Origin of the sequence: Sporosarcina sp. ACRSL (genome assembly GCF_022346605.1) — a bacterium.
GTDB lineage: Bacteria > Bacillota > Bacilli > Bacillales_A > Planococcaceae > Sporosarcina.
Genome location: NZ_JAKRNT010000005.1, coordinates 96,528 through 109,297 on the forward strand (window position 1 = coordinate 96,528; position 12,770 = coordinate 109,297).

General features: G+C 44.1%; 9 protein-coding genes. 2 read left to right on the forward strand and 7 right to left on the reverse strand.

From position 1 onward, the window contains the following. Window positions 1-36: 36 nt before the first annotated feature. Together MHZ92_RS08940 and MHZ92_RS08945 are read right to left on the reverse strand one after the other, a co-directional pair. Window positions 37-702, reverse strand: a complete 666-nt coding sequence (locus tag MHZ92_RS08940; RefSeq protein ID WP_239431337.1) for a hypothetical protein — start codon at window positions 700-702, stop codon at window positions 37-39. A gap of 157 nt (window positions 703-859) precedes the next feature. Next, entirely contained in the window at window positions 860-1,792 is a 933-nt protein-coding gene (locus MHZ92_RS08945) for an LCP family glycopolymer transferase (protein ID WP_239431338.1), read from the reverse strand. A 176-nt stretch (window positions 1,793-1,968) separates the two neighbouring features. Between MHZ92_RS08945 and MHZ92_RS08950 the strand changes: the two genes are divergently transcribed. Then, window positions 1,969-3,468: a class I adenylate-forming enzyme family protein gene (locus tag MHZ92_RS08950; protein ID WP_239431339.1), complete on the forward strand. Its 1,500-nt coding sequence runs from the start codon at window positions 1,969-1,971 to the stop codon at window positions 3,466-3,468. A 369-nt stretch (window positions 3,469-3,837) separates the two neighbouring features. On the opposite strand, the gene MHZ92_RS08955 is transcribed toward MHZ92_RS08950, so the two are convergent. The 4 genes from MHZ92_RS08955 to MHZ92_RS08970 all read right to left on the reverse strand — a co-directional run bounded on the left by MHZ92_RS08955 (window position 3,838) and on the right by MHZ92_RS08970 (window position 10,550). Further along, entirely contained in the window at window positions 3,838-4,983 is a 1,146-nt protein-coding gene (locus MHZ92_RS08955) for a polysaccharide deacetylase family protein (RefSeq protein WP_239431340.1), read from the reverse strand. Window positions 4,984-5,073: 90 nt separating this feature from the next. Then, window positions 5,074-7,335, reverse strand: coding sequence for an S-layer homology domain-containing protein (locus tag MHZ92_RS08960; RefSeq protein WP_239431341.1), 2,262 nt, complete (start codon window positions 7,333-7,335; stop codon window positions 5,074-5,076). 33 nt (window positions 7,336-7,368) lie between these two features. Beyond that, on the reverse strand, window positions 7,369-8,880 hold the full coding sequence (locus MHZ92_RS08965) for an S-layer homology domain-containing protein (RefSeq protein ID WP_239431342.1): 1,512 nt from the start codon (window positions 8,878-8,880) through the stop codon (window positions 7,369-7,371). An 8-nt stretch (window positions 8,881-8,888) separates the two neighbouring features. Next, complete coding sequence (locus tag MHZ92_RS08970) at window positions 8,889-10,550, reverse strand: hypothetical protein (RefSeq protein WP_239431343.1); 1,662 nt, start codon at window positions 10,548-10,550, stop codon at window positions 8,889-8,891. A gap of 155 nt (window positions 10,551-10,705) precedes the next feature. Here MHZ92_RS08970 and MHZ92_RS08975 point away from each other — a divergent pair, with 155 nt between their 5' ends. Beyond that, on the forward strand, window positions 10,706-12,094 hold the full coding sequence (locus MHZ92_RS08975; RefSeq protein ID WP_239431344.1) for a S41 family peptidase: 1,389 nt from the start codon (window positions 10,706-10,708) through the stop codon (window positions 12,092-12,094). A 25-nt stretch (window positions 12,095-12,119) separates the two neighbouring features. Here the strand turns inward: MHZ92_RS08975 and MHZ92_RS08980 are convergent, their stop codons facing one another. Then, window positions 12,120-12,299: a sporulation histidine kinase inhibitor Sda gene (locus tag MHZ92_RS08980; RefSeq protein ID WP_239431345.1), complete on the reverse strand. Its 180-nt coding sequence runs from the start codon at window positions 12,297-12,299 to the stop codon at window positions 12,120-12,122. Window positions 12,300-12,770 lie beyond the last annotated feature (471 nt).

A 12,770-nucleotide genomic window follows, 5' to 3' on the forward strand; every position in this document is an offset into this window, starting at 1 on the left:
TCAGTGGGAAAGGCTCCCACTGAGTGAAGTTTCACTTTATCGTCCAGGAACCTTCTCATAAATCCCTTCATCTACATAATAAAAGAAGTTATCATCGGACATGAGCAACCGCAATTCGGCTTCACCATCTTCGCTATTGGCAGTACCGTAAATGAGGAGTTGTCCCGTTTCCGGTGCGAAGAAGAATTCGGCATCCCATTCTGATGTCCGGTAATGGTCGCCTTGGAATTTCTCGATAACTTCCTTAAGATCCCCTTCGTCTGCTTCGATTACAAGAAATGTAAGTTTTTCTTCATAGTAACCAATTGTCATGCCAACAGCAGGATAGTGATAATAGGCTTCACCATCCATCATATGCTCTTCGTCCAGGATTTCTGGACTTCCCCATTTCGCTTCTGCTTTTGAAGGAGAATCTCCAAGTGTCATTCCATAAATGAAAAGATGGCCGTCTTCCATGTCAAAGAGGGGCGGTTCATTTTCCGTTCCAGCGATTTGAACAACTTCTTCCTCCTGATCTTCTTCCTCCGGACCTTTTTCCTCCTGATCTTCTTCCTCCTGAACCTCTCCTTCATCAACTTCAACAACGGCTGAGCCATTATCTTCCTCGTTGACCGGTTCCAGCTCTTGCACCGTTTTCTCATCGGAGCATCCTGCTAGTAGTAACATTGTAACTAATACGGAAAACCAAAGTGAACGTTTCATTTGAAATCCTCTCGTTTCATAATTATGAAATACAATTATTGAAATAAATGACCCTTTATTGGAATAAAAGATCTAACAATATTATCCAACAAATCTAGCGTTTTAACAAACTAAAACAATAAAAAAACCCATTTAATAAATAAAATGGGCAAAACAACTATTTCATTTCCAAATGATCATTTAACTCAGATTTAACATGTTCAAGCTCGCCGGGATCCATCATATAATACCAAATCCCGTCCATCCATTTTCCTTCCCCTTTTTCAAACTTAATTTGCTCGACGGATTTGGCGGCGCCCCTATAATTTTTTTGCACTTCCACCATTTCTTCGAATGTCATATTCGTCCGTACGTTATTGCCGATTGCTTCGAAAATGCTTTTGTATTTTAACAAACTCGAGAGCTTCGCGCCTTTTTGCAAAATCCCTTGAATGACTAGCTTCTGCCTATCTTGCCGGCCGAAGTCCCCGCGTGGATCATCCATTCGCATCCGGACAAAGGCAAGTGCTTGTTCTCCATTCAACGATAGTTCACCTTTCGGAAATGAATGCTTATTGACGCTAAATTCGAATTCATTCACAACAGTCACACCACCGATGGCATCGATGATTTCCTTAAAACTTTCCATATTCACCTGTACAACATAGTCAATCGGGATATCGAGAAAATGCTCGACAGTAGCTAGCGACATTTCAATGCCTCCAAAGGCATAGGCATGATTTAGTTTATCCTCGAATCCCATCCCGACGATTTCTGCGTACGTGTCCCTCGGGATGCTTACCATCTTTGTCGATTGAAGCGTCGGATTGACGGTCAATACAATCATTGTATCGGAGCGGCCTTTGTCTCCTTGCCTTTCATCCACACCTAAAACGAGGACTGAAAAGGGGTCTTTCTCTTGAAAAGCTACTGGGTCCTCTCTCTTTTCAGAGAAAACACGCTCTATTGGTTTATGGATCTCTTTCGCGGTTTCCGTTAATTCATTCACGAACAAGAAGGTGTAGCAAACAAGTCCAACGACTATGAAAGAGGCAATTCCGCCTGCCCATAGTAAAAGTTTTTTAGTTCGTTTTTTCTGAGTGTCCGCCATTATTCTCTCCCGCCAGTTAAAGAATCAAAAATGATAGTTACTAGCAGTTTACGCAGAGAATAAAAAATTAGACATAAATCATTTTATCTGAATATTAATTATATATCTTGTAATCTGAAATATCGGTTGCTACTATATGAGTAGATTGTAAAAACAGTGCAAAGGGGAGATTGTCCATGTTCATGACGGAAGTGTTAGGGGAGTATGCAAAAAGTCAGCCGGACAAAGTTTTTACATCATTTAACGGCAAAGAGTGGACGTACGGCGAGTTTTATGAAAGTGCGAAGAAAGTGGCGGGGCATTTTCAAGCAAAAGGATATCAAAAAGGGGATATTATCGCACTTTATTCACTGAATTCCGATCTGTTTCTCGTCTGCTATTTCGGCATTCAATTGGGCGGTTATATTGTCATGCCGGTCAATACGAAATTAGCGCCCCCTGAAGTGGAGTACATTTTCAATCATTCAGTGGCAAAAGCGCTTATTTATGATAAAAGACTGGAAGACGTCGTCCAACAGTCGAAGCATCCATTCAATGAGCGCTTGTCGATTCAAGATGATATCGAGTCATTTCTCACTGGACATGAGGAGAACTATGAGCCCGCTATCGTTGATGGGGAAGACGTAGCGGTTGTCATGTACACGTCCGGTACGACAGGCAAGCCAAAAGGGGTCATGTTGACGCATCAAAATTTATTATCGACCGCTGAAATCTGGTCGGAGGCAATGTCCATTACAGACAGTGACCGGATGCTCATTTCCACACCGTTATTCCATTGCGCAGCTTGCCATGTGTTTATGATTCCAGTCACGTATAAAGGTGGAACAGTCATCATCGAGGAGGCGTTTTCACCGAAAGGCACAATCGAGCTAATTCAGAAGACGGGGCCGACAATTTTCTTCGGCGTTCCTGGTATGTACACAATCATTCTTAACTTACCGGAAATAAAAAATGTCGATCTATCCTCTTTGCGATTATTTTGCTACGGCGCTGCGCCAATGCCGTATGAAATGGTGAAGAAGCTCAAAGAGACGTTCCCGAATGTGAAAGTGCAAAACCTATATGGGCAGACGGAGAATTCGCCTGCCGCTTCCACGTTGAAAGACCATCTCGCCCTCGAGAAAATCGGCTCAGTCGGAGAACCACTGCCACAAACTGAAATCCAAGTCGTCAATGAATTTGGGGAACCGCTTCCGACCGGTCAAGTCGGCGAAATTGTAATGCGCGGCCCACAAGTGATGAAAGGCTATCTAAAAAACAAAGAGGAAACAAGACGGACAATCAAAAACGGCTGGCTCTATACAGGCGATCTTGGCCGAATGGATGAGGACGGCCTTCTTTATATCGTCGATCGGAAAAAAGATATGATTATCCGTGGAGGAGAAAATGTCTATCCGGTGGAAGTGGAAGAAGTGCTTTACCAAATCCCTGGACTTTTTGAAGCGGCCGTTGTCGGCATTCCACATGAAGTGTTAGGGGAGGTGCCGAAAGCGTACATTGTCGTAAAAGAAGGCGCAACGCTTACGAGAGAAGACGTCATCAGCCATTGCTCAAGCAATCTCGCAAAGTATAAAATCCCTGCCGAAATTGAATTCCTGGATGAACTTCCAAGAAACGCATCAGGCAAAGTACTGAAACATACATTGCGTGCCAGCGTGCACTCCACAACAACATAAAAGAGGAGCCCTTTCTGATGTCGAAAGGGCTCCTCAGCCTGTTGACAAACGCTCGCATCCGTTGTTGCTCGTGTCGTGACTGAAGTTCTATTCGCGTCTTCGCTCCACTTCGCGCCTAGGCTGACAAGCGTTTTCAATCAGGCTGAGGAAATCCTGTTTATCTTGTTATTCCCTAAAATTCAAAAACGCATAAACGGTAGAATTTACGCATAAATGTCTCCATAAACACATAAATAGTTGAATTGACGCATAAATGCTTCTAAACACGCATAAACGTTCCCATACGCGCATAAATTCTCATAACGACGCATAAACGCCTAGAAATACGCATAAACTTGCCAACTATCAGATTAGCTCCCATCTAATCCGTTACATCCCTTTCAATTTATCCGCAAAGTCCTTCAAACTCATATGCGAATGGACTCGCTGCCGATTCAATGCATAAATCGGATCGCCGCGGTGGACATTACCCTCCTCAATCGTGAAAGCAATCGTGATACCCGCATCTTTCAGTGCCTGAACGGCTTGGGGAGAGTTTTTTCCGTATGGATAGGCGTGTGCACGCACTTTATGGCCGCCCAAAATCTGTTCAATCGTTTCATTCGCTTCCCTCATATCCGCAGCGATGGCATAGCGCGATTCCGATTGCAAATAGCTCAAGCCGGTACGTGAATTGAACATATGGTAGGAATTTGTATGGTTTTCATACGAATAAACATCAGTCGTTTTTCGCAGATCATCTTCAGAAACCATTCCATGCTTGCCGATTCTGCTAGTAATCAGAAAGGACGTCGCCTTGAACCCATGACGCTTCAAGATGGGGTAGCCTAATTCGATTGTCGAATCATAGCCGTCATCGAATGTAATAAGGACGGACTTTTCAGGCAGATTGAGCTTGCCTTGTACCCATAATTCCAATTGCCTCGGCGTAATGGTTGTCCAATTGTTCTTCTTCAAATAGTCCATCTGTTCCTCAAAATTCTTTACTTCAAGTACAGAGACATTATCGCTCAACTTGACCCTCGTCAAGTCATGGTACATTAACACAGGGATGCCATCGTCGATCACGATGTCCTTCTTTTCAATATAGGCGGTCTTTCCACCAAAGTTGATCGGATAATAATTGCCTTGTGCTCGTTGAAGATTGATAGTCAGATTCGGCTGTAACTGACCGATCGCCTTTGCCTTTTTGTTAGGCGAATTAAGAATCGGGACATGCTTTTTCGTAATGGCTCGGACCGGATAGGAACCTTTCAACGATCCATAGCTATCTTTGACGGTTTTCGCACGCTTCTTGGAAAACATCACTTCCTCGCCGCCGATAACCGTATGATAATAACGGTCCGTTTCCTTCACGACAGAAGTGGAGGTGCCTTTCATGAAAACGGCTACTTTCTGTGATTGGTTATAAACAGGTGTATTTTCTGTGATGTTAACGGTAGGAACGCTTCCCGCTTCTGGCATAAGTGGAAAAGCCAGCGTAAATAGAAGCGCCAACCAAAAAACTCTTTTCATGTCTTACTTCCTTTCATTTCTCGCTTGATGTTGAACAAGAAAAAACCTTTGCGAACAAGTAATCTTGTCCACAAAGGCTTTCATGCACAATCATCTTGAAATAGTCACTGTCCTGGATGCGCCGATCTGGTTGCCATTACGGTCGTATGCAAGGAACTGTGCTTCTTTATAATAATGAATATCTTCCATTTCGTTTAGTCCTCGAATGAAGCGATAATTGTTCTGCCCTCGATGAACCAATTCATAATCGATATACCCTCTCGTTGATTCAAATCGGACGATCACTTTTGCAACCTCTCCGCAAGTTTCACGGATATCCGTCTCCATGAAAACATCGCTATTCGTAATCTTCACGGATGGGGACACAAACATTTGGCTCGCTGACGAACAAGTCGGCAGCTTCACCCCGCAAGTGATTTCATCCAAAATGGATTGATAGACGAGCCCAAGATCGATGCTGTCTGAAATATGGTAATACGATCCACCTGTTTCAGCGGCAATTTTCTTGAGAAGCGCAGTATTTAAATTTTTCTCATTACCGAGACCGATTGTGAAGACTGTGATGCCTTTCGCTTTTGCCACTGATAGCGCAGATGCAATCTGCCTCTCACTCGACTTACCGTCGGTTAATAAAATCGCGACTTTTTTTCCTGAACTATTCATTTGATCGAATGCAGTGATCAAGCCTGCGCCGATATTCGTTCCACCTGTCTCCTGAACTCGAGGTATATGAGGAACGACTTCGAAAGGCGCACCGGTTCTAAGATTGCGAGCTGACGAATTGAAATCAGTCGCAATATTCCGTGCGGCATTCAGACGATTAATCAACCTTTGTGTCTTCGCAACCCTTAATCTGTCCGGATCATTCTTCTTCATACTTCCTGACGAATCAATGATGAACGCCATTTCCGGTATATCAGAAGTACAGCTCGGATTGATCCGTAACTCCGCATCATGAAGCACTTCGATGCTATGGCTTTCATTCAACACACCAATCAGTTCGTTTGGATATCGCGAATCGTATGGAATTACCTCCGCGATAATGACATCCCGCGTAGGCTGCACAGTTTGGATAGGATATAAGGAAGTTGTTGCGACACCGTTCCAGAAGTTGACGGTATCAGATAAAAATTGTGATCCACCTGTTGAACGGAAATTTATCCGACCATTGAAATTGTGTACTACTTCTCCGCCAGGTCGTACAATTGTCGCACGGATAGTTGTTCCTTCATTCTCCAAACGTAGCTCCGCTTGCGGCACATAATTCAAACTGACATTCACAGGCTTCGTCAAACAAAAAGTACTTCCAAAAGCATCTCGGTCAAGCACTTCAAAAGTGATTGTGTCCGTACGATAAACGGTCGATTTGGGAGCAGTCACTTTAACAGTAATATCTGGACCATCTGTTCCGCTGAGGATGGAAGTTCGACCATAGGTGACTTTACTATTCAACTTTTGATCGAAATAATGCTCTCCGTCCAAAATAGCCCCGGCACTCGAACTTACCCGGACCGCTAAAGAACGGTCGTAAGGGATCGACTCTCCATTGCAACCCTTAAAAGAAACGGTGACATACGTTGAATCCAAATTGTTTGCAATGAGATCTCGCTTGCCTACATCAATTTCAACGGAATCGATCGGATTAAACACAACAGGCGGTTTCGTTAGTCCACCCGGAGTCGGGAAGTATACTGTTCCGTCATCCTTAAAGTTCTGAGGAAGTTGATAACTACCGTTGTCGCTTCCAGTCGCTTTTTTCTTTAATCCAACTAGATCGCATTCACCCGTTTTCGACAGTCGATGCAAAAGTTCGACAGCTTCCGCACGGGTAAGGGATTCATTTGCCCCGAAATCATTGAATGTGTTTTTCCCAGTTCGACCACTTGCCAAGTCTTCCGTGTACAAATAGTAGACGGCTTGCGCTTCGCTCAAATCATATCCATTGAAAGCAGCAATGATCCGTGCCGCTGTTCCTTTTTTCACTGCCCAATCACGTGCGAACGTCCTTGAGGTGCCTTCGAGTGGAAGGTGCTTTGATGCTAAATATCGATAGTTCCCGCTCGATTTATGTTCACCTTTCAGGGACGGGAAAGCGTCCGGTGACGTGCAGTCGAATCGGACGAGCATCGTAACGAATTGTGCTTCCGTAATTGGTTTATCCGGAGCGAATGTGCCGTCCGGATAGCCGTTTGTCAATCCTTCAGCGTAAGCCCAGCCGACGGATTCAAACGCCCAATGTCCCGGTTTCACATCTTTGAAAGGGCTTGCCGCTTCTGTCGAGGCAGGCATTAATGAAAAAATCATCACTACCATTAACAGCAATGCGATTATTCTATTGCGTTTCCATTCCATCCATTTCCCCGCCTTTCATTCTTCAATCAAATCTTAATTAAAGAAGAGAATGTCGTCTCGGTAATTCTGTTGTAGATCGTCTTCAAGGAACTCTAGGAAACGGGACGTCAATGCTGCGGCTTGTGCCCGAGTTAACGGCTGCTTCGGATTGAATCGGTTTCTTTCATCCCCTGAAACGAGTCCGAGTTCTGTTGCGACATAGACGCTGTCCTTCGCCCAATCTGCAATTTGATAGTCATCCACATAATGGGTTCGGAAGCCAGGACTTGGTGCACGGCCTTCCATGCCTAAAGCCCGGACAAGAATAGCGATGGCTTGTACACGGGTCAAAGGAGCATCCGGGTCGAACCGGTCCGGAGTAACGCCAGTGATAATCCCTTTTTCTACAGCACTTTCAATATACAAATAATCAGGATCTTTGACGTTCAAGTCCTTGAAAATCGGAGTTCGAGGCGCCTTCTTTTTACTTTTCGGCTCCTCCAGTACACGGATGTCAACGGCCTTCAGGATGCCGACCGTGTATTGATACCGTTTCATCGGTGTGTTCGGTGAGAAAAATTGCGTTGTTTCGTCAAATACACCAAGTGAATACAGTTTTTCGATATGATCCTTCGCCCAGTGCTTATTCAAATCACGGAATTTCGGAACAATGAGCCGCTCGATTTTCGGCGTTCGTTTCCGATTTAAATGTATAGTCCCAACACCATCACCATAAGGGATGTTATATGTGTATTCACCGATCATATTTGATTCGCTGATGACGGCATGTCCGCCTGTGAAACTGGAAAGGGAAGGGTCATGCGGTTCATATTGAAGGACTCTGCTCTTACTATCGGACACTTTGCTTGTCACAAAGGCGGATTGTCCGTTCGGCTTGACGATTTCATAGTCGATCAACTGCGTTTCAGTAGCCCCCCAGAAGTTTTCGTAGCCCATATTTCTTCCGCTGAAATGCACGGTAATGAAATCCTCAGTTTTTGTAGAGCCGTACTTAACTTTATAGATTTTCCTACCGACGACATTGCCCGAATAGTAATCAGAGGCAGGGCGATTATCAATTACAGTGCCTTGGGAGAATTGATAGTCGTCGAGCGTATATGTCGTTTTATCGGGCATTGTAATCTTTTCGGAATAGCTTTTAATAGAGCTGTTCGAAGTCGTCTGTCCTTTGTCTTCACGCTTTTCGAGGTCAGCAACATAGACGACGCTTCTCGTCAGTTTTTCTCCATTTTTACCCGTCAATGTAAAACGATACGTCGAAGTGACCTTACCCTTATTCTCTTTTTCCGTAATCGTTGCTTTCCCGGAGAATTCAATCGGATGACCTGTCAAAAAGAACACTTCTTCATAAATATATTCATTTGCAACGCCACCATTATAATCCGGTGGCTTCGCTTCTGCATGTGGCGCGACCAAGAAGAGGGAGATACATAGAACACAGGCGAAGACAAATAGCCTGTTCAATTTATTGGGGGAAAACGTTATCATAGTTTTTTCAATCCATCCTTTTTTGAATTGGAAGCGACTTGTACAAGCCGCTTCCATTCCTTTTATTAATCAACGAAAATAATCCGTCCTTTAACTGTTGATTCATGTAAAATATATAATCTGTCATTCGGCTTTAGTTCTTTTGCTGTAATGACTTTTCCATTACGGATAATTGTCGCTTGTTCGATATCCATCCGGAAGATGCTGCCGGCTTCCTTCCAAGACATTTGCTGCCAGCGACTGACATTACGGACATTTATAACGGCAGGGTACGTTGCTGACACGCTTTCCAGCCTGCCGACGGATACCATAGGGGCAGCCGTATATTGCCAACGCTTATCTTCTATTAAATGCAATGCGACAACATTGCCGTCTTTCACATAGAAGTAGCCATATTTACCAGTCTCAAATTTCAAATCCATCTGTGGAATGAGCCGCAGAACGGAATTATTCTTATCCTCGACAGCAACCGTATCATTGCTGAATGTGAATGAAGCGGTGGATGCTGCAGTCCAACCATTATTCTTTAGCTCGTACGCATTATTGATCGTCAATCCGTAATTATTGCTCACAGAACTGATTGAACCGAAATAAATTTGATGATCGACAAGATTCGGGCTGTCCAACCCGTCGTTCGCAATGTGGATTACATTGGCGAAGCGGCTTTTATTCAACCCATCCGTCGCAATAAACGCTGTACCTGCTGCCTGCAACGCAATTGGGTCGACCAATCGTCCGTTCCGAATCAAAATGGTGCCATCATGATATTTGAAAATGCCTGATTGACGCAGTCCAACTTCTTTTCGTTTCGTGTTGACCGAAGCGAGCGCTTCATTGAACGTCCGCTCGTTTTCCTTTTGAATGACCATTCTTTCAATGACTTCCTTGCCGAATTGCTTGATCGTTACGAAATGGACTTCGTTTCCGGCATAATAGCGGAGTCTATCCGGGCGAATCTGTTCATCGCCGACGTAGATCGGTGTCTTCGTCGAGTACGTATAGCTGCTCGTGCTCTTATATGTACGATCGCGCCAATACCAGTTTTCGAATACCTTTTCATCTTTCAATAGAAGCTTATTGTTCGTCTGGTCGATTCGAAGGATAGTCCCTTTGTACAATCCTTCGATCTTAATGCCTTGTTCGATGATTTCTACCGTTTCCAGGCGGTTCGTGTCGTATTCTGGCAGTGTGAGCTTCACGCGATCCCCTTCATAGAAGACGCTTAGATCCCGTAACGTCGTCCCTTTGAAAAACTCAGTCCGATTCGTAATGAAATACGTGCTCTCTCTACCATCATCGCGTTTGACGGTCAGGAATTTCCCATTTCGGTCGATTTGTGTGATCGTAGCAGTGATCACTTTATCGCGCTTACTTATAGCGGCAGGCTCTGTACCCGTTTTTCCACGCATTGCTTTCACACGGCGTAAATTCACATCCGCCTCGACTTCCATCCCAAGCTTGAATGCCTCGATTTTGACTGGGCGGGAATCGACCGTCAAATGGGCGAATTTGTCGATAGTCAAAGTGATTGTACGGCCTTGTGCATTTTTAATCGTCACTTCTTTTAATCTCTTTTCGGAGCTGTCTTTGTCTAATTGCACGTCCTCATATGTAACGCTGACAAAAGTCCCTTTCACAGGGGCACTCGCTTCTACGGTGCGACCTGTTGAAAAACTGGTGACGACAAGAATGATGATCGCTAGATGAAGTAAACTCTTTCTGAACACGGCTACACCTCCATAAAGTCTATTTATTTATCTATCTAGTATATCGGTCGAAAGATGCAGGATGTTAGAAAGGATTGTGTGAAAAAAATGGTATTCTAATTCGAGCGGAAAGAAGTATAATAGTAGTTATTACTTAATAGAAACGGGGATTTAGTTTGCTCAGAAAACAAATGCAGTCACTTATTGCGCTGTTTGCTCTTCTTTTTGTCATGCTGCCGTTCCATCAAGTGACTGCGGCAGAGCCGATCAATGAAATTCGTCAGCTTGTGAAGCAATATTATATCGACGACGTCCCTCAGAGCGTTTTGGAAGGAAAAACAGGGAAAGAGATTACGGATCGCCTTGACGCCCATTCCGTCTATATGTCCAAACAGGAGTATGAAAGTTTCATAAACGGAATTGAGCAGCGCATTGTCGGAATCGGTGTAGTGCTCGAGGAAAGCAGTGAGGGCATTAAAGTGATTTCCGTCATTACAGATGGCCCTGCATTCAAAGCGGGAATACTTCCTGGCGACGTCATTACGCATGTCGACGGTACATCGTTGAAAGGAAAGTCCGTGCAGGCGGCAGTCCCTTTGATTAGTGGAAAAGAGGATACAGTGGTTTCCCTCACAATCAAACGGGAAAAGACTGATCGGCCTATCCAAATGACAATCCGGCGAGCGGAAATCCATTTGCCGACGGTCGAGTATGAAATGCTTGGCGGGAATATCGGCTATATTCGGTTAAACAGTTTTGCGACCGACTCCGGCAAAGAAATGGCGAGCGCCATCCAATCACTTGCAGGAGCAGAGGGGTTCATCGTCGATATCCGAAATAACGGGGGAGGCTATATAACTGCGGCACAAGACATTGCGGGCTTTTTCCCAGGGGTCGAGCAAGCTTTCCAATTACGAGAGAAAAATAAGCAGCCGACTATTTATCCTTCCGTCAAGCAGAAGCAGAATATCGATCGCCCCGTTTCGTTGCTCATCAATGAATTCAGTGCCAGCGCATCCGAAATGCTAGCTGTTAACTTGAAAGAACAACAAGCAGCGCTATTGTATGGAAGGAATTCATACGGAAAAGGGACGATGCAATCGATGTACGCTTTCAATGATGGAAGTGTATTGAAATTGACGACTGCCCGTTTTTATTCACCAAAGGGCATTGCTGTAGATAAAGTTGGTGTTGCACCGGACGTGTCAACGCCGGAAAATGAAGAACTGACGACAGCGCATTATGATCAGCTTTTGTCGAAGTTAGAAGGATATTCGGCATTCCCTTCATTGGAAAACGTTAAGACGACGAAGACATTTACGGTCAGTTTGACGAAAGAGATGGATTGGCGTCAACTTGGAACACATTCAGTCCAATTGATCGAGATTGGTGGAAAAGAGAGCAGTGTCCGACTAGAAGTGAAAAACGGAAAGACAATTGAAGTGATTCCGAATGCACCCTTACAGTCTGGCAAGGAGTATTTATTGATCATCCACCCTGAGTGGAAAGATAAAAGCGGAAGATCCGTCACAAAAGGAATCTATCTACAAGTAACTGTGAAATAAGATAAAAAGAAAGAGAGCTTGTCCGTCAATGAATGGAGGGGCTCTCTTTTTTAATGTAGCAGAAATCAGAATCTCGGTGAGCGAATTGTAAGGAACGGCGGCGTTTAATTTCTTTTTCCAAAAGACTAATGAATTGTGGACAAAGGTTCAGCGCAATTGCTTTTTTGTACGAGTCGATTAGAAAATCATCCGGTATTTTTAACAATTTCTTTCTCCTCCTTGTCATTCATTTCTACCTGTTTGCATACGATAGTAGTTTTGCTGTTTTTACCTTACCAAAAAATCATTTTAAGAACAATCGTTCCGATATCCACAGTTAACCGTGGATAAGTTGTGGTTAACTTGTTTGTAAGCCGCATAAGTCAAGGGGGGTGTAGTGGAAAACGTGGACAAAGTTATCCACAGACAGGAGAAAGCTCGAAAATTGTCGAAAGATTTTTCTGAAGATGAACTATCAATTACGCCTTGGCGTAATTGTGTCCGGATTTTTATCGAGCTAGCTCGATAAACTCCTCTTGAAAATCCGTGACATCCGCCGGAGGCTTTTACTTAATTCAGCCGGGGGTTGAATTCAAACTGTATCTTAGAGAATTCTGCATTCATCCCACCACTTATGGGAGCGGAGGTAATCAGCTGGATTAAGTAAATATGAATTTTCATTGAGAATTTCTTAGAA

Bases quoted from the DNA above. Each gene is read 5' to 3' on its own strand.
- MHZ92_RS08940 (WP_239431337.1), bottom strand. From the start codon at position 702: ATGAAACGTTCACTTTGGTTTTCCGTATTAGTTACAATGTTACTACTA.
- MHZ92_RS08945 (WP_239431338.1), bottom strand. From the start codon at position 1,792: ATGGCGGACACTCAGAAAAAACGAACTAAAAAACTTTTACTATGGGCA.
- MHZ92_RS08950 (WP_239431339.1), top strand. From the start codon at position 1,969: ATGTTCATGACGGAAGTGTTAGGGGAGTATGCAAAAAGTCAGCCGGAC.
- MHZ92_RS08955 (WP_239431340.1), bottom strand. From the start codon at position 4,983: ATGAAAAGAGTTTTTTGGTTGGCGCTTCTATTTACGCTGGCTTTTCCA.
- MHZ92_RS08960 (WP_239431341.1), bottom strand. From the start codon at position 7,335: ATGGAATGGAAACGCAATAGAATAATCGCATTGCTGTTAATGGTAGTG.
- MHZ92_RS08965 (WP_239431342.1), bottom strand. From the start codon at position 8,880: ATGGAAGCGGCTTGTACAAGTCGCTTCCAATTCAAAAAAGGATGGATT.